Source organism: Methylomonas sp. MK1 (assembly GCF_000365425.1).
Classification (GTDB): Bacteria; Pseudomonadota; Gammaproteobacteria; order Methylococcales; family Methylomonadaceae; genus Methylomonas.
In genome coordinates, this window is record NZ_AQOV01000001.1 from 2,540,155 (window position 1) to 2,562,164 (window position 22,010).

Consider the following 22,010-nt stretch of genomic DNA (forward strand, 5'->3'; position numbering starts at 1 on the left):
AGGCGGCTGAGAACCTATTGTAACAATCATTTAACACGCAAAATCTAGCTAGTTTTTGTGGATACCCGCCGATTGCGATGTATAATGGAGTCGATTTAGCTCGGTATCGTTGTCGCTTTTCAAGTCTGCAATCGGATCAACAAACATTGTTTTCCACTACCTGCTTTATTCACCAACCCTAGTTACAAACCAGCGAATAGCACTTTATTAGCAAGAGAGATTTATGTCAGTTCAAGTAGAAGGCAAAGTAAAATGGTTCAATGATGAAAAAGGCTTCGGCTTCATTGAGCAAGAAGGCGGCAAAGATGTATTCGTACATTTCAGCGCCATCAACGGCAACGGCCGCAAAACCTTGAAAGAAGGCCAAAAAGTCACGATGGAAGTGACCAATGGTCAAAAAGGTCCACAAGCGGAAAACGTAACACCGCTGTAAATTGAACTGAAAAAGCCGCCTAACCAGCGGCTTTTTCGTTAGATCAGTTTAGCCCACAAGTCGTACTCGTCGGCTTCCTCGATTTCCACATCGACGAAATCGCCGACTTGTAAATGGCTTGCGCCGTCGATAAACACCTGACCGTCAATTTCAGGTGCGTCGCTTCGGCTGCGCGCAACCGCGCCTTCTTCGACCACTTCATCGACCAATACTGTCTCGACTCTGCCAACCCGACGCTGCAAACGTGCCGCACTGATTGCCGACTGATGCTCCATAAATCTCGCCAAGCGCTCTTGCTTGACCTCTTCCGGTACAGCATCCGGCAAATCGTTGGCTACCGCACCCTTCACCGGCGAATAAGCAAAACAACCTACCCTATCCATTTGCGCTTCGCTTAAGAATTGCAACAACTCTGCAAAATCTTGCTCGGTTTCACCGGGAAAACCGACGATAAACGTACTACGGATCGTCAAATCCGGGCAAATCTTCCGCCAGGCGCGGATGCGCTCCAGATTATTTTCCGCTGCCGCCGGACGTTTCATCAACTTTAAGATTCGGCTGTTGGCATGCTGAAACGGAATATCCAGATAAGGCAAAATCTTGCCTTCCGCCATTAACGGCACCACGTCATCAACATGCGGGTACGGATAGACGTAATGCATCCGCGCCCAGATACCCAACTCACCCAAGGCTTCGGCCAAATCGTAAAACCGGGCCTGCATTTCCCGCCCGCGCCAACGCCGGCTCTCGTATTTCAAATCCAAACCGTAAGCACTGGTATCTTGCGAAACGATCAGCAGCTCCTTAACGCCGGCATCGACCAGTTTCTCGGCCTCTTGCATCACCTCGTCAATAGGCCGACTAACCAAATCCCCCCGCATCGACGGGATAATGCAAAACGTGCACCTATGATTGCAGCCTTCGGAAATTTTTAAGTAGGCATAATGCTTAGGCGTCAGCTTGATACCTTGCGGCGGCACTATGTCGGTAAACGGATTGTGCGCCGGCGGCAAGTATTCGTGCACCGCAGACACCACTTCGTCAGTCGCGTGGGCGCCGGTGATTTTTAAAACCTGCGGATGCCGCGCCAAAATCTCATCCTGGCGCGCACCGAGACAACCGGTGACGATCACCTTACCATTTTCCGCCAAGGCCTCGCCGATGCTATCCAGCGACTCTTCGACCGCCGCATCGATAAAGCCACAAGTATTGACGATTACCAAATCGGAATCCTTGTAGTTCGGCGAGACTTGGTAGCCTTCGCTGCGCAGCCGGGTCAGAATCTGCTCACTATCGACCAAGGCCTTCGGGCAACCTAAACTGATAAATCCAACACGGGGGTTAGTCATGAAACTCTCTTGAAAACATTTTTATAAACAGGTGGGTGGCTTGGGCAAGCCGGCGATTTTACAGGCGTATTTCAGCGGCCCTTGCGGAAACAGTTTTTGCAGATAGCGGCTATTGCCCTTGTCTTCACCAAATTGTTTGCGGATAGCCGCCACAAACATCCGAGCATTGGGCAAGTGCTGGAATTTTTGATAGTAATCGCGAATGTACAACAGGATTTCCCAGTGTGCGTCGCTAATTTCGATGGACTCAAGGCGGGCCAACTCATCCGCGACTTGTCGATTCCATTGCCCGGCATCGCGCAAAAAACCATCGTCACTGGTTGGCAACGCAACACCATCAACTATCAACACCACGAATGAATCACCGGATTCTGCACGGTCAGCTCGACCAAGCCCGCGTAATCGACTGATTCCACGCCTGACAACAACATTAGCGGCTCAACGCCGTGAACCAATAACATCTCTTGCAATGCATAAATTCGACACGACTGATTCAGCAATTGCCGCAACAAATCATTAGCAATATGCCCGGCCCGCGCGGCACATACCGCGCCATCCATCAAGACAACATCATCACCACTGCCAATGCGCTCGATGACCGCCGCTTGCAACGGCAATTGCGACAGCAAGTGCAGCATTATTCCACATGCGTCAGCTTCAAACCGACGATGCCGACGATGATTAACAGGATAGACGCCAAGCGGAACCAGTCCGCCGATTCCTTAAACAGAAAAATCCCGATTATCGCGACACCCACTGCCCCCATGCCGGTCCACACCGCATAGGCCGTACCCAGGGGCAAGGTTCTGATCGCCAGCATTAACAGGTAAAAACTGCCCGCCCCCGACACGCCGGTTACTACGCTCGGCCATAGCTTGGTAAACCCGTCATTGTATTTAAGACTAATCGCAAACACGATTTCCGAGCAACCCGCGGCGAACAATAGCAACCAACCCATCAAAACTCCTTTCCTATGCACTATAATCTGCGGTATTTTACAGCAGTGCTCTCACCTATCCGCAAAATTTAGTAATTTAATGGAAAAAGAATCCGACTATCTTGTTAGAAGCGCCAGACTGATTTTTGGCCACTTGAGCGATCTAATCAAAAAGAAATGCATTATCTCCGCGCATTTTGGCGAACATAACCAATCATTTTTGACCACCATCATCGATCTCGATCAAAAAGCCAATCTGATTACACTGGATGTTGCGCCGACAGAATTACTGAATAAGCAGCTGCTAGGCTCAGCGAAAGTGCTGTTCCGCACCGAATACGAAGGTATTAAAGTTTCATTCCGCGGCAAAGCCATCAAAAAGTCGCAAAGCGACGGCCACCCGGTTTTTGCGATGCCTATCCCGGACGCCATTTTTTGGATGCAACGCCGCCAGTATTATCGGGTTAAAGTGCCGCTGTCACATAAAAACAGTACCTGCGAACTCAATCTTGCCACAGAAAATGAAGCGGGCGAAGTCGATACGCAAACCAAAGTGTTCAGCGTGGCCGACATCAGTATTTCCGGATTTTCGTTTTTGAATCCCGACACAAAAATTGCCGACTTTTTAGTGCCCGATACCGTCATAGACGAATGCGCCTTGTATTTGCACGATGGCAGCAGGGCCCACGTAGGCTTTGTGATTAAAAGCGTGACCAATGTTCGAGCCAACGCCACAACCTATCAACATCGCATAGGCTGCAAATTCACCCATATCCCCCAAGTGTTCGAAAACAACCTCCAGCGTTACATGCAGGAAATCGAGTTACAGCAGAAAAATTTGAGCATTTAAATCCCAAACAGCTGAGCATAGGTTTTAGGCCGCGAATTTGCGGCAAATACTCACCAAAACAGTATTTCCAACGCCGGCCACTGACAAAGCGCGGATGCTTAGCCCAAGCCTGACCTTACTGGTTATAATTGAGCGCTTCAAAAATCTGATTTCAAACTAATGTCCTTACCGCCAATACCCGCCGCGGCATTGCCGCAGCAACCCACCACGGTATTCTGGAGCGGCCTGAACGGTTGCGGCGACTCCCTGACGCTGGCCCAAACAATTACCCAGGAAAAACGCCTGCTGGTCATCGTCACGCCGGACACGCAAACCGCGTTGCGCCTGGAACACGAGCTGGCGTTCTTTTTAGACAACAGCCTGCCGATTCTGCATTTTCCGGATTGGGAAACCTTGCCCTACGATGTATTCTCGCCGTTGCCGGAGATTATCTCCGAGCGCTTGCGCACTTTAGCGCTGCTGCCCGACACCAAACGCGGCGCGCTGATCCTGTCAGTGGCGACGCTAATGCACCGGCTGGCGCCGCGCGAGCATATTCTGGCCCATAGTTTTGCGATCGAAGTCGGCGGCACTTTAAGCCTGGAAGTCACCCGCGCCAAGCTGGAAGCAGTGGGCTATCAATGCGTGTCGCAAGTCTATCAACACGGCGAATTTGCGGTGCGCGGCTCCATCCTGGATTTGTTCCCGATGGGTTCCAAGCAGCCCTACCGCATCGAATTGTTCGACGACGACGTGGAATCGATCCGCAGCTTCGACCCCGACACGCAAATGTCGCAAGACAAAATGCAGAAAGTCGAGCTGTTTCCGGCCCGGGAGTTTCCGTTTACCGACGAAGCCATCAAACGCTTCCGCCAAGCCTTCCGCGAGCAATTCCCGGACGCTTCGCCCAAGAACAATCTGTATCTGGATGTTTCCAAGCAAATCGCCCCGGCCGGCATCGAATATTACTTGCCGCTGTTCGTCGAACGCACCGAATCGCTGTTTGCCTATTTACCGAAGACTGCATTGTTCGTACTGCCGCCCAAATTTGCCGAAAACGCCCAGCGTTTTTACAGCGAAGCCGACGAACGCTATCAACAACGCAAATACGATACCGACCGGCCCTTGTTGCCGCCAACGCGCCTATTTTTGTCAGCGGAGGAAATCCAGCAACACACCGATAGCTTTAGTCGCGTAGTGCTGGACAACCAAGCAGAAACCGCCCACTCCTTCGACTGCAAGTTGCTGCCGGATGTCGCTATCGACAGCCGTTTGAAAGAACCCGCCCAACGCCTGCGCCAATTCATCGAAGGCTTTGCCGGCAAGATCCTGTTTGTCGCTGAGACCGCCGGCCACCGCGAAGGCCTTATCGACAAACTGAAAAGCGTCAAACTCACTGCGAAACAAGTACAAAGCTGGCCGGAGTTTCTCCAAACCGATCATTCACCATGCATAGTCGTCGCGCCGATGGATCATGGGCTTTGGCTTGAAAGTACGACCGCCATGGATGGTGGAAGTGCGGCAAATCGTCTGGAACGATTGCCGCCGCTCGCCATCATCACCGAAAGCCAACTCAGCGGTGAAAAAGTTCAACAACGCCGGCGCCGACAAAAATCGGCGGCCCGAGCGCTGGAAAACATTTTCAACAATCTCGACGAGCTAAGTATCGGTTCGCCGGTGGTGCACCAGGAACACGGCGTTGGCCGTTACCTGGGCTTGCAAATCCTCAACGTCGGCGGCATCGACGCCGAATTTTTGATGCTGGAATACGCCAATAATGACAAGATTTATGTGCCGGTATCGTCCTTGCACATGATCGGTCGTTACAGCGGCGTCAGCGCCGAAAATGCGCCGCTGCATCGTTTAGGCACCGATCAATGGAGCAAGGCCAAGAAAAAAGCCATGGAGCGCGCCCGCGACGTGGCCGCCGAATTGCTGGACATCCACGCCAAACGCGCGGCCCGCGAAGGCTTTGCTTTTAACATCGACAACAGCGACTACAACGCTTTCGCCGCCGCCTTCCCCTTCGAGGAAACCCCGGATCAGCTCAGCGCCATCGAAGCCATTCTGCAAGATATGGCCGCCACCCAACCGATGGATCGCGTGGTCTGCGGGGATGTCGGTTTCGGCAAAACCGAGGTGGCGATGCGCGCGGCATTCGTGGCAGTGCAAAGCGGCAAACAAGTCGCCGTACTGGTGCCCACCACCCTGCTCGCCCAACAGCATTATCAAAATTTTCGCGACCGCTTCGCCGACTGGCCGGTGCGCATCGAAGTCACCTCGCGCTTCGTTACGCCTAAACAGCAAAAAGCCATCGCCGACGACTTGGCAGACGGCAAGGTCGACATCGTCATCGGCACGCATAAATTGCTGTCCAAGGAGATGAAATACAAAGCCCTGGGCCTGGTGATCATCGACGAAGAACACCGCTTTGGCGTCACGCAAAAAGAGCACTTCAAAAAACTGCGCCACGAGTTGGACTTGCTGACGCTGACCGCGACACCAATCCCGCGCACCTTGAACATGGCCATGGCCGGCCTGCGTGACATTTCCATCATCGCCACACCACCGCCGAACCGTCACGCCATCAAGACCTTCGTCACCGAATGGATAGACTCGCAAGTGCAGGAAGCCTGCCAACGGGAAATCAAACGCGGCGGCCAGGTGTTTTTCCTGCACAACGACGTGAAAAGCATGGAGAAAATGATGCGCGAGCTGAGCGAACTGGTGCCGGAAGCGCGGATTCAGATCGCCCACGGCCAGATGGCCGAACGCGAGCTGGAGCAGATCATGCTGGATTTTTATCACCAGCGTTTCAATCTGCTGATTGCCAGTACCATCATCGAAAGCGGCATCGACATCCCCAGCGCCAACACCATCGTCATCAACCGCGCCGACAAGCTCGGCCTGGCTCAATTGCATCAGTTGCGCGGCCGGGTCGGCCGCTCGCATCACCGCGCTTATGCTTACTGCATCGTGCCGCCGAAATCCTTGATGACCAAGGACGCCATCAAACGCCTTGAAGCCTTCGAGACCTCCGGCGAACTGGGCGCCGGCTTCATGCTGTCCTCGCACGACATGGAAATCCGCGGCGCCGGGGAGTTGCTGGGCGACGAGCAGAGCGGGCAGATCCAGGAAATCGGTTTTACCATGTACACCGAGTTGCTGGAACGCGCGGTGAAAGCCTTGAAATCCGGCAAACAACCGGAACTGGACGCGCCGCTGGATACCGGCCCGGAAGTGGATTTGCAAATTGCCGCGCTGATCCCGGAAGACTACTTGCCGGACATCCACGCCCGTCTGGTGTTATACAAACGCATCGCCAGCGCCGAAACCGAAGACGATTTGCGCAAGTTAAAAATCGAAATGATCGACCGCTTCGGCTTATTGCCGGATCAAGTCAAAGCCTTGTTCGCCATCACCGAACTGAAACAACAAGCCGCGCACCTAGGCATCCGTAAAATCGAAGCCCACGCAACCGGTGGCCGCATCGTGTTTACCGCCACGCCGCAAATCGATACCGGCGAGTTGATCTTGATGATTCAAAGCCAGTCGCAGGTTTATAAATTCGATGGCGCGGATAAGTTGCGCTTTACCCAAGCCTTTAAGGATATGGAGGATAAGGTGGTGTTTTTGGAGAAATTGTTGGCGAGGCTGGGGGCGAAGGCTTAACGCTTACAAACGCTTGCATTATTTGCTAGCATAACAGCATGAACGCAAAGCACACCAAGACCTTGCAAGCCATCTTTGCCAAACCCACTTCAGCCACACTGGAATGGCAACGCATCGAATCGCTTTTTGCCGCAATAGGTTGCGAGGTAATTGAGGGGCGTGGGTCGCGAGTACGTTTTGTATTCCAAGGCCGAATCGCGACATTCCATCGCCCTCACCCAAGCAAGGAAGCCAAACCCTACCAAGTCGAGCAGGCTCGCGATTTTTTATCTTCTATTGGAGTCAGACCATGAACACCATGACTTACAAAGGCTATACCGCCCGCATCGATTTCGACGACAGAAACAACTTGTTGGTTGGGCGCTTGCTGGGCATTCAAGATGTCATCGGCTTTCATGCCGATACGGTGACCGAATTGCGCAGCGCTTTCGAGGAAGCGGTTGACGACTATCTGGAAGCTTGCGCCCGCATCGGCAAATCGCCGGAAAAACCGGCTAGCGGCAAACTGATGCTGCGCATACCGCCCGAAATCCATGCAGCAGCGCTATTAACCGCTAAAGCGAAAGGGAAAAGTCTGAATCAGTGGGCAACGGAAGTGTTGAATGAAGCGTCACACATCTGACATTCTTCAACGTTAGGCTAGTTTTGTAGGTCACTTTGACGCGATAGCGGTTACGTGACAAATCGAAGCCAAATTGTCAGGGAACGCTAGCGCGAACCCTGACCTACCTGGCTTATTGAGCTGGTTTAATACTTCTGCGACGGTTTAGGCCTAGGAATCCGGATATACCTGCGCCAAATAACCAAAATGCACCAGGAACAGGCACCGGCTGTATAGCTGCAACGCCACCAAGCCTAATTTGATCAATTTTGTCATTGCTCAGAACTTCGTCATAAACAAAAACGTTGTCGATCAAACCACTAAAAAACTCAGCTCCACCGTGAATAGGACTTCCCCCAATTCTGGCGGTATTGAATCCAGCCCCAGGAGTGGCTGCAAACGTAGCTCGCTCGTTACCAACATCCAGGGTTACAGTATGGGCCGCACTATCGTAACGTGCTGAAACAAACACCCACTGATTTGTAGGAGCTGGATCAGGCCCGACTGAATCAACCCCACTACCTGTGAATACAGAATAGCGGTAACCGCTGCCAGCGCCACGAGAATCTATGTTTAAATCTCGGTCATAGCCTCCGTCGTCATGCGATATAACTGTTCTGATGCTGCCTAAATTTGAAGCGTTAGCCCATGCTCCCATCGTAACACTTGCCATATTCGATGAATTTAGGTTGAGTGGAATTGAAATGTAATCGTTTAAGCCATCGAAGCGATATGCTTGTCCCTCGTAACCGCCAGCCAACGTAGCGCCATTGACCACCCCATCATTCCCGTTCCCAGTAACATCAATTGCGTTACCATCAAAGGTATAAAATGCAACCAAAGCAGCGTGTGACGGCACTGCGTAGAGTAAAGGCATGCTCAAAGCAAATAGCGCAGTAATAATCTTCATAATTTCTCCTTTTTTAAAAATACAGCTTGTTGCGGTTTACTTACGAAACCAAGTTATTTAAAGCATAAATTAAGCCGCTTTAGAATTATCATCTTAAAATCATTGCGATACCTTACGCCTGAGCTGAGTTGAGTGTAAAATTTACTGACATTTTCCTTCGCTATCTAGCTCCTACGATCCTGATAACTAACATGACCCTAGACTAGCTCGTACTCCGGCACAAATCATCATAGACCGCATTGCCTGCAGGATGTGGTAAACAAGTCCGAAAAGCGGAAGCCGACAGACGTTCCGCCGAATGGGAACAGATCCGTCATCACGCCGGTGTCGTTAGGTCTGATCGATGGTTGTTGTTTTTTTTGGGCGGCATTTTGGCGGATCGCCTATCGGCATCTGTCCTACAGTTAAGGTAACGGCGGGAGGGCTGCCCAATTATCGCTCCCTTATACTTCCTCCACCTCACCGCGAAACACTCCCATCCGGCAACACAAACTTAATATCCAAACTCCGTAAATAAGTCTGCAAGCCGGCATCCTGTAGTGGAAGCAAATGCGCCTCTTTGCCCGACTCGTTGTAATGCGCATGCCAGTAGCCCGGCGGGGTGATGAAGGCTGAATAGGGTTGCCAATCGACGCGGGTGGGATTGACGATCTGGCCGTTTGCCGAAATCTGTGGTCCGACCAGGGTGTAACAACCCGGCGCGCAATCCAGAATCAAATCCAAGGCCACCGATTGGTGGCGATGCGGCAATTGCACCGCGCCCTTGGGCAGCACGCCCAGCATCGCCCAAAGCGTGTGAGTCACGGTCAAGGTTTGGTCCATGGCTTTGTTGGCTAGCAAGACGCTGATGCGGTTGCGGTTCACGGCCTCTGCCGCTTTTTGCGCCGCCGCCAATTCACGGAGCGAATCGGCGGCGCTATACAGCGTGGGTTTAAAGCATTGTGTTTCGGCTTTAACACCCAGGTAAGTCAACAAGGGCTGGTCGTGCACCAGATAAAAAGCCGCATCGCTGTCGGCAAAATGTCGGGTGTCCTTGCCTATCGGCAGCACCACAAAATCACCGGTTTGCCACGGAATAGTCAGGTCATCGAATTCGGTGTGGCCGCTGCCGTACATCACGTAAAACAACAGCGAGGTGGCATTGAAATTAGTCGCCAGCGACTCGCCAGCCAAAATTCTCACAAAGTTTGCGCACAACGCCGGACTTGTGGCCGGGCCGGGACAATTTAATTGCGCGCTGACATCCAGCGGGATAATCCGGGTGCCGCCGGTTTGATGCAGTTCGCTGCCGAAATTGGCGAACGGCAGTTTGGAAATCGTTCCTGAACCAATTGGATCGGCGGCTTGGGTATATTCAAAATAGCGGCAATTTTCCTGCAACTGCTCTAGCGGGTTTTGCGGTTGCGATATAGTCATGGCTGCACCTCGTAAAGACTTTTATCTCGTTCCCACGGGCGGAGTTTTTTCATCGTCCACACGAGAACGTGTCCTCAAAAGACACATCTTCGATAACAACAAATAAATCAAGCCGCCTGCAAATTCCTTAACGGCAAATGCACTAAGGCCAACGACTCAATATCCGCTTTTTGGCTGGCGTGCTGCAGGTCGATGCCAACCAGGGTGCCATTTTCATCGTAGTCCAAAACCACACCATCGCTGACTTCGTCGGAGTCGACCGAAGGCCTGTCAGCTAAATGGATGTAAAGGGAATCAGTCGCTTGGTCGTAACGTAATTTCATGGTTTAAATCTCCGGTCAGGAAAGGCATTATGGACAGTTAGCCCATCTTCCAACGTGACTACTCGCAAATACTTGTTTAGCTCGGCCACAAAGATCCAATGCCGAATTCGTCCGTCATCTTGAATTTCGCGTCGAAATGGATCTGATAATGCCACTTCACACCACATCCAGTTTGATGTAGGGTCGTTTTATCAATACATCATTGCGAAAATAATCTGTTGTAGCTAATTCGTTCATTGTTGGATTATAACGAATTGTTAGGCGTTGCCCTCATTTGCTCCACCACAAATCCGTATGGCAGAACCGGTTTACCCGGTATTCTACGAACGGCGGCCGTTACCCAGGAACCCCAGGTGTAATTAGCTTAATAAGGGTTCCACATTTTGCCGGCAACCGTTAGAATCGTTTTATATATCCAAGGCAAATCAGCGATGGCTCTGGCAGAGAAATTAAAACTAAGCGCGGAAGACTACCTGCAAGGCGAGGCCTCGGCGCAAATAAAACATGAATATCTCGACGGCGAGGTTTGGGCCATGGTCGGTGCCAGCGATGCGCATGTTTCGATTGCGATGAATCTGGCGTTTCTTCTTAAACAAACACTAAAAGACACTCCTTGCCGCGCCTATATTTCCGACATGAAAGTCAATGTTGCTAAAGCCAACGCGTTTTTTTACCCCGATGTGCTGGTGACCTGCGAAGCCAAAGACCGCGACAACCGCCTGTTTAAACAACATCCGCTATTCATCGCCGAAGTACTATCTCCTTCCACCGAAGGTTTTGATCGCGGCGGCAAATTCGCCGCCTACCGCCAACTGGACAGCCTACAACATTATTGGCTGATCGACAGCCAAAGCCAAGCGATCGACTGTTTCGAGCTTACCGCGCAAGGCTGGTTGTTGCATAGTTTTTCCAACATCGGCGACCGTCTGCCGCTAGCCGGCTTGAACATTACGCTGGATTTAAACGCGATTTATGAGGACGTGCTGTTGGATCTTGCCGATCAGGTATGATGTTCAGCTTTGTCATCGCCCAAGCGTGATTTCCGCTGTTGACCTGACCCCATTTCCTTTAACTTCCAAAGTACCACCCATTGAATAACACCATGAAATTAGCAAAATCTTCCCGTTTTCCCGCCTGCCCCGGTCCTGTCGTTACCATCGTGCTGGATGGCGTGGGTATTTCGCCGCGCGAAGACGGCGATGCAGTGAAAGCCGCGCGCACACCTAATCTGGACCGTTACATGGCCAGCTATCCCATGACCAAACTGCTGGCGCACGGCACCGCTGTCGGCATGCCCAGCGACGAAGATATGGGCAATAGCGAAGTCGGCCACAATGCCTTCGGCGCCGGTCGTGTGTTTGCCCAAGGCGCAAAATTGGTCGCCGAATCCATCAGCAGCGGCCATCTCTGGCAAGGCCAAGCCTGGCACGATGTGGTCGCCACCGCCAAACAAGGCGGCACTTTGCATTTCTTAGGTCTGTTCTCCGACGGCAACGTGCATTCGCACATCGATCACTTAAAAGCGATGATCGAACGCGCAAAGCAAGAAGGTGTAGCCAAAGTACGCCTGCATATCCTGCTGGATGGGCGCGATGTCGGCGAGACTTCTGCCTTGGAGTATGTCGATCCGTTCGAAGCTTATCTGGACGGTTTGCGTAGCACTGAGTTCGACGTGGCGATTGCCTCGGGCGGCGGCCGGATGCAGATCACCATGGACCGCTACGAAGCCGACTGGAGCATGGTCAAGCGCGGCTGGGACATTCACGTACTGGGTCTGGGCAGACAATTTGCCAGTGCCCACGAAGCGATTGAAACCTTCCGCACCGAAGCCAACGTCATCGACCAGGATTTGCCTGGCTTCGTGATTGCCAAAGACGGCAAACCGCTAGGTACTATCGTTGACGGCGATGCGGTGGTGTTTTTTAACTTCCGCGGCGACCGGTCTATCGAAATCTCCCGCGCCTTCATCGAAGAGCAATTCAGCCCATTCGAGCGCGGCCCACTGCTGAAAGTGACTTATGCCGGCATGATGCAATACGACGGCGACACCAAATTACCGCCACGCTTTTTGGTAGAGCCACCCACCATTGACCGCACCTTGGGCGAATATCTAGCTAAAAACGGCATCAGCCAATACGCGATCAGCGAAACCCAAAAATTCGGTCATGTGACCTATTTCTGGAACGGCAACCGCTCCGGCAAGTTCGACGAGGCTTCCGAAACCTATGTAGAAATCCCCAGCGACGTCGTGCCCTTCGAACAACGGCCCTGGATGAAATGCGCGGAAATCACCGATACCTTGATAGACGCTGTGCGCAGCGGCAAATACAAATACCTGCGGGTCAATTACGCCAATGGCGACATGGTCGGCCATACCGGTAACTTCGAAGCGGCGGTTACCGCCATGCAAGGTCTGGATTTGCAATTGGCGCGCTTGATTCCAGTGATTCTGGAAATGAACGGCACCGCCATCATCACCGCCGACCACGGCAATGCCGATGAAATGTACGAGTTGGACAAAAAAGGCAATGTGACTCGCAACGCCGAAGGCCGCACCAAAGCCAAGACCTCGCACACCTTAAACCCCGTGCCGTTTGTGCTGGTTTCCGGGGAAAATCCAGGTTTCACATTACGTCAGGACTTGCCGAAAGCGGGTCTGTCGAACGTGGCGGCGACCATTTTGAATCTGCTGGGTTTTGAAGCACCGGAAGATTACGATCCCAGCTTGATCGAAGCCAACTAAGCGAAAACTGCCGCTGGTTTATAAACCGCCTACCGGCCTGCCGCTAGGCGGTTTTTATTGCTTGGTACAAATCAGTACCCCACTGACTGAACAACTTGGACACCCCAATGGCTTATCCCGAACGCATCGTCTGTTTAACAGATGAAACTACCGAAACCTTGTATTTGCTGGGCGAACAAGCACGCATCGTCGGTATCTCCGGCTATACGGTCAGGCCACCCCAAGCGCGCAAAGAAAAACCCAAAGTCTCGGCATTTACTAGCGCCAAAATCGACAAAATTCTGGCGCTGGAGCCGGATCTGGTGCTGGGCTTTTCCAATTTGCAAGCCGACATCGCCGCGGATTTAATCCGGGCCGGCGTTGAGATGCACGTGTTTAACCAACGCTCGGCGGACGGTATTTTGAAAATGATCGGCTTGCTGGGCGCGATGGTCGGCGTTCCGGAAAAAGCGGCTGTGCTAGTCGCTCAATACCGGCAGCAACTGGAAACCGTTCGCCAAAACAGTCTTAAGTTTGCCAAGCGCCCTAAAGTGTATTTTGAAGAGTGGGATGAGCCGATGATTTCCGGCATCCGCTGGGTATCGGAGTTGATTAGCATCGCCGGTGGCGACGACTGCTTTGCCGAGCTATCCACCGAACATTCCGCCAAGCAGCGTATCATCGCCGATCCGCAAGAGGTGGTGCGCCGCGCGCCGGATATTATCATCGGCTCCTGGTGCGGCAAAAAATTCCGCCCAGATCATCTGGCTGTGCGCCCCGGCTGGAATAGTATTCCCGCCGTGCAACAGCAGCGGGTTTACGAAATTAAATCTTGCGATATTTTACAACCTGGCCCAGCCTCGCTCAGCGACGGTTTGGCCCAATTGAGCCGAATCATCGATGATTGGCAGCGAGATTTTTCTTAGCCTAACAGGTACTCAACCCCGTTCAATAGCGCAGACAATAGCTGTTAATTAATCACGCCGAATCAGATGGAATAGTTCATATAAAAAACCAGGCTTAAATCTTAATCTCCTCTTCGAAAGGGATTCTTCATGCCACCCCAAATTTCAGGGAGCTTGATCCATTAAATCATCGAAGAGGTCTAACATGAAAACGCCAGAATTATTTTTCCTGACCGCCGTTTTGCTCAGCGCCAGCGCCACTGCCTATGCCAAGCCGACAGGTGGAGGCACAACACCCAAACCGGTATGCAAGACTTTTGATATTCCCACGATTATTTGTCCAGACGGCTGGACCATAGCCGACGACCTGAGCAACGGCACCAATAAATGTACAACCGGCTTTATCAAAAGAACTTTCTGCAAAAATGTCGCTGTGCGTAGCGGTTTTCAAGGTAACGTCGAAGTCATCAACGCCGGCTCCAAACTGTTTGAATTTGTGCAGCCAGTCGATGAATCCGGCGAACCTATAGCCATAGAAGCCGAATAAACTGATTTTGCCGGCCAAAGCAATCATCAAATCTGTATTGGGCTAAGGTAAGTAGCCCAATACAGCGTCATATAGTTGGACGGCAACTTCAAATCAGTAGTGGCGTCGCTTAAATTTTTCCGCTGAGCTGGCCCGTCGTTATAAAAACCGCTGGGGATCTACCCCACATTTCGCGGGCACTTCAAACGAGGCGATGCGGTCATTACAACCGGGTTTGGACAGATCGAAATCCGCGGGAGACGTGTAACGGCGAGTCCGACTATTGAATACCACCCTCACCCTGGGGTGCAGCAAATTTTCATGATGCTGTTCGACCACCACAGCCAGATAGCCACTCTCCAACCGCACCAGGGTGCCGACAGGGTAAATGCCTATGCTGCGGATAAATTGATGCACCAGTGTCAGATTGAAATGGTGGTCACTCCATTCCAACAATTTTCTTAACACTTCCGTCGGTTCGATGCCGGTGTGATAGATACGCGTGGAGGTCAGCGCATCGTAGACATCCACCACTGACGCCATCTGCCCGTACAGGCTGATTTCATCACCCTTCAGGCCCAATGGATAGCCGCTACCGTCGTAGCACTCGTGATGCTCGGCCGCAACACTGAGCGTGATCGGTGAAATATCCGGCGTTTTTTCCAATACCTGACAGCCGTAGCGCACATGATTTTTCATGATCTCGAATTCGCTTTCCGTCAGTTTTCCCGGTTTGTTGAGGATGTTATTCGGTACCTGCATTTTGCCGATGTCGTGCAGCAAACCGCCCAGCCCGACCTGTTCGATGAGTTTGCGGTCGATATCCAAGGCTCTGCAAAAACTGATCAGCAAGGTGCCGACCGCCACGGAATGCTGAAAAGTATATTTATCGGCCTGCTTGATTCTGAGCAGACTGACAATGGCATCCGGGTTACGGAAAATCGAATCGATGATGCCGGAAACCACCGGTTCAACCTGCTCCAATTCAACCTGCTTGCCCAGCCGGCAATCCTGCAGGACGTTATGTACGATGCGATTGGCTTCGCGGCAGACTTGCTTGGCTTTAACCCGTTCCTTTTCGACGCTAACCAGCGGTGGCGGCACACGCTTGAGCGTTCGCCCCAAGTGCTGCATATGTGCATCAAGTTGCCGGTTTATGTCATGAACCGTCGGTGCCTCCGGCATATCCGGCCCGAGCGTGGTGTCGATGTAGACTTGGCGAATGCCGTAGGCGGCGATTCTTTCGATGTCTTGCGCGGATTCGATGAAAAAACTGTTACGCAAGAACGGGTGGTCTATCCAGGGACAGTTGATGTTGTGGATAAACATTTTGGGCTTCAGGTCGGCTACATCGATTTTTTTGATCATTGCGCATTTGCCTGCCGAATTGCGACTGAATTGCGGTACGTTTATTAACCCGGGGCTTAAATTCCCTGGAATCGTGATTCCCGCGAAGACGCAGGCGACGATATTGAAGGGCCGGATTCATAGCGGGTTAGCTGTAAGTGTATCAGCAGTGGTCGTGGCCATAGCAGTAACCAATAAAGCCACTAAAACAATCCCTAATCCTCGTGCCGGGATCATCAAAAAACACGCAAAAATTGGCAATCGCCAGCCGCTGAGCTAACCTAGACGATCCCGTTAACTGCTAATTTAGGGAATACACAGAACCATGCTGCGTTACGACCGCTCTCGATATATAGCTTTAGGGCTGCCAGCTTTGCTGAATGCTTTGGCACTACCCTTGTATGCGCATCAGATAACGACCCGCGGGTCGTCCGACGAATATGCCGTGCCGTTTTACCTAATTATCGCCTTGGCATGCGGCTTATTCGGTGTATCCGCCATGATAAAACGCTGCCGCGACATCGGCTCTTCGGCCTGGGGAATATTGCTCGGATTTTTGTTCGCGCCACCGCTGATGCTGTTGGTCGCTTTGGTATTAATATTCGCCCCCAGCAATCCGGCCGCCGACCAACTCGAAGCCCCGGCCTTGCGCCCTACTTTCGATATCTGGTTTACCGGCTTTCTGTTATTGGTAAGCCCGTGGATGCCGGTGCTATTAGTAAGGGCTTTGTAAGCGCGTATTCCAATCAGCTGGTTTGAACCTTTTCAAGATTATCAACCATGCCCTTAGACGCCCCTAAAGCCTTGGTTCCCGGATAGGCAAGAATCTGCTAATCCGACCCTTAATTATCGTCGCTCCCGCGCAGATGGGAACCCAACGGTCTTGGATTCCCGCTTTCGCGAGAATGACAGCGGCAGGCTTATTCGGGCGATACAGGCGGAACGCCCGAAGGCGTCCGCCAAGAGTTGAGCTCATTTTGTATTTCTGGGATAGCTGTAAATAGCTTGTCCATAGGCCTTATCGACATAAATCATATCTTTTTCCGCTACCACAACAGGCGCAAGCGGATTGGGATAACTATGTATGCCGCGATTGTGCGCGGGATTGTCGTAAACCACTTCAGCAACCCAACTATTTAAAAAGCCGCCGGAGGCGATGCGATCACCCTGTGCTTGAACACTTGTCGAAACAAGAGCGGCAGTAAGGACGATAGCAACTTGGATGGTGTTTAAGGTTTTCATGATAAGTCTCCTGGTAATAATTGTTATGAACCGGCCGTATCTGTTACTGACATTCCGTTGGTAAGAACGGTATTTTCCGACTGGGTTAATAAATCACTGGAAATCTGATTGGAAATTCAACCGATCCAGCTTGGGGACCATTGTGAACAAACCCCTGCAACAAATAAAATTGATTGTTTTTATAGCTTCAATAGATTTTACATATAGTAAATTCCTTCCCGACTTGTCGAATATAACGGCGTTCTCAGTATCGCCAGCGGGCGATGATTGGCTTTGTTCATCAGCGCTGCAAAACCTGTCGAATACTTTACATTTCACACGCAAAACTGCGGATTTGGCGGGGAACGAACCAGATTTACCCAGTTAAGTCCCAACACCCTATTGCCGACTTTTCATCTGTTTCCAACGAATAATCAGTGAGTTGGCAGGATCATCATCTCCAGAAATCCGGCGCCAAGACTGATGGCATCAAAATTGATAGGGTTTAACGATAAGATGGAAATCTCCCGGCGTTGCGCTGACCTTCCGGTCATGGCCGGGCATTTGTTCAGACATGGCTTTGGAATTTAAATACCTATGACCACCTATGCCATCGGCAGCGTAAACGGCGATTACCAAAGACTTATGCAACTTCTGACGACTATCGGCTTCGATCCGTTGGAAGACCGGCTATGGTTTGCCGGCAATCTTGTCAATCACGGGCCGGAATCTTTGCAGGTACTGCGTTACGTTAAAAGTCTGGGCAAGGCGGCAGTCGCGGTATTGGGCAAACAAGAACTCCATCTCCTCAGCGTTGCGCTCGGCTACGCCCAATTGGGCCCGGATGATAATTTGGATGAAATTCTTAACGCACCGGACCGGGACGAGTTATTGAAATGGCTGCGGCTGCGCAGCCTGATTCATCACGATTCCAAGCTTAATTTTACGTTGGTGAATGCCGGTCTTCCTGGCGAATGGACTTTCAGCCAGGCGCTGACTTTTGCGTATGAAGTGGAATCGGTTTTATCGGGAAGCAATTACGCGGCGTTTCTGGAAAACCGCAAGCAAGACCAGTCGCGCTGGCATGCCAAACTGCGCGGCTGGAAACGACTGAATTTTATTGCCAATGCTTACACGCAAATGGCGTATTGTAACGAGCAAGGCAAGCTGGATTTTAAAGCAACGGGCTCAGTCTATTCTCAACCAGCCGGTTTAATGCCTTGGTATCGTGTACCCAACCGACTGACATCGCAATTGAACATAGTTTTTGCCGATGACGCGCATTTTGCCGATAGTGATTGCGTGGGCTTCTATCCGCTGCCCGCTTTGTCGGCGTTGTCATTATCGACACCCGGCGAAATGATCGCAGCAATGTCTTAATGAGCGTTTGTTTGAACTCAGCCTGTCCTGCCGGACCAGCCAATTTAAACTCATTTTTTAAAGCCCAGGGCTGTATCGGCCCCTTTCACATTACTCAAATTTGCGTCATCAAAGTTGGCACTTCTAAAATCCGCGCCGGAAATGGTCGCACCGTCTAAATTAGCACCGGACAAGTCCGCCCAGATAAACTGACCGCCGCTTAAATTGGCATGGCGGAGCGATGTATTGCTCATCAGCGCATAATTAAAATTAGCGCCGCTCAAATCCGCATCGTTCAGTATCGCATTGTTGATTTCCAGCTTATCGCGCAGTTGCCGCGGACTCGCGGAATTGGGACCTAAATTGGCCTGTGCTAATTTGGCGCCCGCGAAATTAACATTGTTCAGCGATCCGGTCACACGACTGCGGCTCAGGTCCGCGCCGGATAAGTCGGCATAATCCATCAGCACGCCATATAAGCTGGCATAGGATAAATTGGCATTCTGCAAATTCGCATTACGCATCTGCGCAAGATTCAGATTGACACCTACCAACCTAGCCGCCGTTAGCTTTGCACCGTCAAGATTGCTGGAAAACAAGTCGGCTTTATTGAAATCGATCCCGGATAAATCCAAACCCGACAGGTCTTTCTTGATCAAGTTCGGCCGCTGACTGCCGGCTTCAGCTATAATCGCGATAACACCTTCTCGAGTGAGTTCCGCCGCAGCGCACGGCAATAGCCAAAAACCCAAACCGAAAGCTACCAATGTTTGGCAAACACCGGAATCGTATTGCATAACTACTCCTCAAAGCGGGTTAGACGGACACAAGGACCGCCATCTTGCGAGTTTCAGTGCATCATAATCCAATAAATCAGGCTTTAGGCAAATTTTCCCACCCTATAGAAGCACTACTTCAGGCCAGTCATGATTAAGGGCTTACCGGCAAGTTATACACTTTTCGCAACACAACCAAGGTAGGCTTTATACCGTGAACGCGTTCTGTCATAAATTATTGAGTTTGGCACTGATACTAGCGCTACCCGGTTTAGGCTGTTTCAGCTATTACACGCTTGAAGAAGCCGGTCCAAACACCGCGCTACCGGCGTTAGCGTTCATGATAGCGTATCCGGCCTTACTGATTTCCCTGACAATCCTCATCATGCTGCGAGTTTCGAAAAAACCGTCCCGTCCAGGCACTTGGCTGGCGGGAAGCTGTTTAATCATTTCGGCGGTGATCCTGCTGATTGCCCGCCTGTAGAACATAAAACGGCTTAACAAGCTCACCGCCGCGCTAAGCCGCCGATTAAATTTACTAGATACTTTCCAAAAAACATAAAACAACTATAGTTGCCTGCAAACGCGCCTCAACAACATTGCCAGGATCTTAACTATGGATTTTGTTATTTCGCCCGCAATCGCTTTGATGGATAGGCTCCGCTATCCCGCAAAATTTGCGCTGCTATTCAGCATCGTGCTGATCCCCATGCTGTTCATGGCCGGCACCTTGGTCAGGCAATTTCAGACGGAAATCGACTCCTTGGAGCGAGAACGCCATGGCCTAAGTTACATCGCCGCCCTCAGAAAACCTATCGAGCACATTCAACAGCATCGGGGCATGACCAGCGCGTTTCGCAACGGCGCGACCCAATTTAAGGAACGCATCACTAGTAAACGCGAAGAAATCGATGGCTATTTTGCGGAACTTGAAAAAACCGACCGCGAACTGCATGACGCCTTGCAAACCGACAGCATGCTCGCCAAGCTCAGCCAACAATGGAACGACATCAAAACACATTCCCAGGATCAAGAGTTAAGTGCAGCGATAACCGCTCATAACGTGTTGATTGCCGATGGTTTGAAGCTACTAAACCATATTTCGAATACATCCGGCATCATCCTCGACCCCAAGCTCGATAGTTTTCATATGGGATTCGTACTAACGTCCGATTTGCCCGAATTAATCGAAGTGATGGGGCAAGCGCGGGCTCTGGCCTCCGGCATCGCAGCCAAGGGTAGTTACACGCCGCAAACATTGACCAAGTTGTTAATCTTAATCGCCAATATAGAAACCCATGCCCGCAAGGTGGATGAAGGCTTGGCCGTGGCGTTTGCGGAAAATCCAGAGGTGTCGCGAAATTTGCGCGGCACCAATGAAAACTACCAAACAGCCTTACAAACCATGCTCGGTTTATTACGCCAGCAATTGGTCGAAAGCGAAACCATTTCTGTTGGTAGCGATACGGTATTCGAAACCTCCACCCAAGCCATCACCCAGTCTTACCAACTCTACACCGGACTGATAGCGGAACTCGACCTGCTTTTTCGCACCCGCAGCGCGGCGGCTGACCGATTTTTACAATTTACGCTGGCCGGACTACTCGGGGTGTTATTGGTGGTCATTGTGCTATTGCTGGGCTTGACCAAGTCGGTCAGTCGCAACATAACCGCTATTAACATCGCGACTAAACGCGTTGCTCAAAACGACCTGAGCGCGAGAGTACATATCGATGCCAACGATGAAATGCGGGAGATTGCCGAAAACTTCAACGCCATGATAGACACCAGTTCGGCTTTGCTGAGGGAAATCATTCATACCAGTGCCGAATTGCATACGTCGGCGCAAAAAGTCTACACAGTTGCCAGCCAAAGCGCGATTCATCTCGACCGGCAACGCGAAGAAACCACCTCGGTCGCGACGGCGGTCAACCAGATGAGCGCTACCATCCAGGACGTTGCCTCCACCACCAATACGGCGGCCCAAGCGGCCAGCACCGCTAACGAGCAAACAAAAAACGGTCAAAGCATAGTGGCAAGCGCCACAATATCGATCAGCCAATTGGCTAAAGACATCGAAAGCGCCGCCAATGTGATTCAAAGCCTGGAAAAAAGCAGCGAATCCATAGGCTCCTTGGTGGACGTGATTAAAAGTATCGCCGAACAAACCAACTTATTGGCCTTGAACGCCGCCATTGAAGCCGCCCGCGCCGGCGAACACGGACGCGGTTTTGCGGTAGTGGCCGATGAAGTTCGCAGCCTGGCAAGCCGTACCCAAGAATCAACTGCAGTAATCGAAAACATGATAGGTGAATTACAGGCCGGATCGCGCGAGGCGGTCGCTGTGATGCAGCAAAGCCGTACGCAAGCTCATATAGGTGTGGAGAAATCTCGGGAGGCGATGCAATCCCTGGAAGCGATCAGCCAATCGGTGGAAACCATCGACGCGATGAACCTGCAAATTGCCAGCGCGGCCGAAGAACAAACGGCCGTGACCGAGGAAATCAATCGGAATATCGTCCACATTACCAATTTATCGGAACACACCAGTAACGGGGCGAATCAGACTACCTCTGAAGCCCACCAGTTGAATCAGCTGGCGGAAAACTTACAAAAACTAACCACGCAATTCAAACTGAATATCTAGCAGGAGAAGCCGCTACCCGATTTGCGCAGGCGACCAG

The 22,010-nt window shown here is 51.5% G+C and carries 24 protein-coding genes; 14 read left to right on the forward strand and 10 right to left on the reverse strand.

Annotation, left to right across the window (positions count from 1 at the left end; translation table 11 throughout):
- The first annotated feature begins 223 nt into the window (after nt 1-223).
- Nucleotides 224-433: a cold-shock protein gene (locus tag G006_RS0112090; RefSeq protein ID WP_020483452.1), complete on the forward strand. Its 210-nt coding sequence runs from the start codon at nt 224-226 to the stop codon at nt 431-433.
- Nucleotides 434-471: 38 nt separating this feature from the next.
- Here G006_RS0112090 and rimO read toward each other — a convergent pair whose 3' ends face one another.
- The 4 genes from rimO to G006_RS0112110 are packed head-to-tail and all read right to left on the reverse strand — an operon-like array spanning nt 472 to nt 2,740.
- On the reverse strand, nt 472-1,782 hold the full coding sequence (rimO, locus tag G006_RS0112095; protein WP_020483453.1) for a 30S ribosomal protein S12 methylthiotransferase RimO: 1,311 nt from the start codon (nt 1,780-1,782) through the stop codon (nt 472-474).
- Nucleotides 1,783-1,803: 21 nt separating this feature from the next.
- Nucleotides 1,804-2,136, reverse strand: coding sequence for a TusE/DsrC/DsvC family sulfur relay protein (locus G006_RS0112100; protein WP_020483454.1), 333 nt, complete (start codon nt 2,134-2,136; stop codon nt 1,804-1,806).
- A complete protein-coding gene (locus G006_RS0112105; RefSeq protein WP_020483455.1) occupies nt 2,127-2,420 on the reverse strand; it encodes a DsrH/TusB family sulfur relay protein in 294 nt (97 codons plus the stop codon). The genes G006_RS0112100 and G006_RS0112105 overlap by 10 nt, the downstream gene beginning before the upstream one ends.
- Nucleotides 2,420-2,740 (reverse strand): DMT family transporter, encoded by a 321-nt coding sequence (locus G006_RS0112110; RefSeq protein WP_020483456.1) that lies wholly within the window; start codon nt 2,738-2,740, stop codon nt 2,420-2,422. The genes G006_RS0112105 and G006_RS0112110 overlap by 1 nt, the downstream gene beginning before the upstream one ends.
- A 79-nt stretch (nt 2,741-2,819) precedes the next feature.
- Between G006_RS0112110 and G006_RS0112115 the strand changes: the two genes are divergently transcribed.
- The 4 genes from G006_RS0112115 (at nt 2,820) to G006_RS0112130 (ending at nt 7,842) form a co-directional block, all read left to right on the forward strand.
- Nucleotides 2,820-3,569 (forward strand): flagellar brake protein, encoded by a 750-nt coding sequence (locus G006_RS0112115; protein ID WP_020483457.1) that lies wholly within the window; start codon nt 2,820-2,822, stop codon nt 3,567-3,569.
- Nucleotides 3,570-3,728: 159 nt separating this feature from the next.
- Complete coding sequence (mfd, locus tag G006_RS0112120; protein WP_020483458.1) at nt 3,729-7,220, forward strand: transcription-repair coupling factor; 3,492 nt, start codon at nt 3,729-3,731, stop codon at nt 7,218-7,220.
- A 38-nt stretch (nt 7,221-7,258) separates the two neighbouring features.
- Nucleotides 7,259-7,513: a type II toxin-antitoxin system HicA family toxin gene (locus G006_RS0112125; protein WP_020483459.1), complete on the forward strand. Its 255-nt coding sequence runs from the start codon at nt 7,259-7,261 to the stop codon at nt 7,511-7,513.
- Complete coding sequence (locus G006_RS0112130) at nt 7,510-7,842, forward strand: type II toxin-antitoxin system HicB family antitoxin (protein ID WP_020483460.1); 333 nt, start codon at nt 7,510-7,512, stop codon at nt 7,840-7,842. The genes G006_RS0112125 and G006_RS0112130 overlap by 4 nt, the downstream gene beginning before the upstream one ends.
- A gap of 112 nt (nt 7,843-7,954) precedes the next feature.
- On the opposite strand, the gene G006_RS0112135 is transcribed toward G006_RS0112130, so the two are convergent.
- The 3 genes from G006_RS0112135 to G006_RS0112145 form a co-directional block, all read right to left on the reverse strand.
- Complete coding sequence (locus tag G006_RS0112135; protein WP_020483461.1) at nt 7,955-8,731, reverse strand: LamG-like jellyroll fold domain-containing protein; 777 nt, start codon at nt 8,729-8,731, stop codon at nt 7,955-7,957.
- 459 nt (nt 8,732-9,190) lie between these two features.
- Nucleotides 9,191-10,147 carry a hypothetical protein gene (locus tag G006_RS0112140; protein ID WP_020483462.1) on the reverse strand — a complete coding sequence of 319 codons (957 nt, stop codon included), beginning with the start codon at nt 10,145-10,147 and terminating at the stop codon, nt 9,191-9,193.
- Between the two features lie 107 nt (nt 10,148-10,254).
- Nucleotides 10,255-10,470, reverse strand: a complete 216-nt coding sequence (locus tag G006_RS0112145; protein ID WP_020483463.1) for a DUF2283 domain-containing protein — start codon at nt 10,468-10,470, stop codon at nt 10,255-10,257.
- A 431-nt stretch (nt 10,471-10,901) separates the two neighbouring features.
- Between G006_RS0112145 and G006_RS0112150 the strand changes: the two genes are divergently transcribed.
- The 4 genes from G006_RS0112150 to G006_RS0112165 all read left to right on the forward strand — a co-directional run bounded on the left by G006_RS0112150 (nt 10,902) and on the right by G006_RS0112165 (nt 14,644).
- Nucleotides 10,902-11,480 (forward strand): Uma2 family endonuclease, encoded by a 579-nt coding sequence (locus G006_RS0112150; protein ID WP_020483464.1) that lies wholly within the window; start codon nt 10,902-10,904, stop codon nt 11,478-11,480.
- 92 nt (nt 11,481-11,572) lie between these two features.
- The gene (gene gpmI, locus G006_RS0112155; protein WP_020483465.1) at nt 11,573-13,213 is read left to right on the forward strand and encodes a 2,3-bisphosphoglycerate-independent phosphoglycerate mutase; all 1,641 of its coding nucleotides are present in this window, start codon (nt 11,573-11,575) and stop codon (nt 13,211-13,213) included.
- 107 nt (nt 13,214-13,320) lie between these two features.
- On the forward strand, nt 13,321-14,118 hold the full coding sequence (locus G006_RS0112160) for a cobalamin-binding protein (RefSeq protein ID WP_020483466.1): 798 nt from the start codon (nt 13,321-13,323) through the stop codon (nt 14,116-14,118).
- A gap of 184 nt (nt 14,119-14,302) precedes the next feature.
- Nucleotides 14,303-14,644, forward strand: coding sequence for a hypothetical protein (locus G006_RS0112165; RefSeq protein ID WP_020483467.1), 342 nt, complete (start codon nt 14,303-14,305; stop codon nt 14,642-14,644).
- A gap of 138 nt (nt 14,645-14,782) precedes the next feature.
- On the opposite strand, the gene G006_RS0112170 is transcribed toward G006_RS0112165, so the two are convergent.
- Nucleotides 14,783-15,991 (reverse strand): HD-GYP domain-containing protein, encoded by a 1,209-nt coding sequence (locus tag G006_RS0112170; RefSeq protein WP_020483468.1) that lies wholly within the window; start codon nt 15,989-15,991, stop codon nt 14,783-14,785.
- Here G006_RS0112170 and G006_RS28340 point away from each other — a divergent pair.
- Both G006_RS28340 and G006_RS0112175 read left to right on the forward strand, forming a co-directional pair.
- Entirely contained in the window at nt 15,984-16,250 is a 267-nt protein-coding gene (locus tag G006_RS28340) for a hypothetical protein (protein ID WP_152428858.1), read from the forward strand. The genes G006_RS0112170 and G006_RS28340 overlap by 8 nt on opposite strands.
- A 45-nt stretch (nt 16,251-16,295) precedes the next feature.
- Nucleotides 16,296-16,703: a DUF805 domain-containing protein gene (locus tag G006_RS0112175; protein ID WP_020483469.1), complete on the forward strand. Its 408-nt coding sequence runs from the start codon at nt 16,296-16,298 to the stop codon at nt 16,701-16,703.
- Nucleotides 16,704-16,942: 239 nt separating this feature from the next.
- Here the strand turns inward: G006_RS0112175 and G006_RS0112180 are convergent, their stop codons facing one another.
- Nucleotides 16,943-17,212 carry a hypothetical protein gene (locus G006_RS0112180; protein ID WP_020483470.1) on the reverse strand — a complete coding sequence of 90 codons (270 nt, stop codon included), beginning with the start codon at nt 17,210-17,212 and terminating at the stop codon, nt 16,943-16,945.
- Between the two features lie 576 nt (nt 17,213-17,788).
- Between G006_RS0112180 and G006_RS0112185 the strand changes: the two genes are divergently transcribed.
- On the forward strand, nt 17,789-18,571 hold the full coding sequence (locus tag G006_RS0112185; RefSeq protein ID WP_020483471.1) for a symmetrical bis(5'-nucleosyl)-tetraphosphatase: 783 nt from the start codon (nt 17,789-17,791) through the stop codon (nt 18,569-18,571).
- Nucleotides 18,572-18,621: 50 nt separating this feature from the next.
- Here G006_RS0112185 and G006_RS25500 read toward each other — a convergent pair whose 3' ends face one another.
- A complete protein-coding gene (locus G006_RS25500; RefSeq protein ID WP_020483472.1) occupies nt 18,622-19,347 on the reverse strand; it encodes a pentapeptide repeat-containing protein in 726 nt (241 codons plus the stop codon).
- 193 nt (nt 19,348-19,540) lie between these two features.
- Here G006_RS25500 and G006_RS0112195 point away from each other — a divergent pair, with 193 nt between their 5' ends.
- The gene (locus G006_RS0112195) at nt 19,541-19,810 is read left to right on the forward strand and encodes a hypothetical protein (protein ID WP_020483473.1); all 270 of its coding nucleotides are present in this window, start codon (nt 19,541-19,543) and stop codon (nt 19,808-19,810) included.
- A 132-nt stretch (nt 19,811-19,942) separates the two neighbouring features.
- Complete coding sequence (locus G006_RS0112200; RefSeq protein WP_020483474.1) at nt 19,943-21,973, forward strand: methyl-accepting chemotaxis protein; 2,031 nt, start codon at nt 19,943-19,945, stop codon at nt 21,971-21,973.
- Nucleotides 21,974-22,010: the final 37 nt, after the last annotated feature.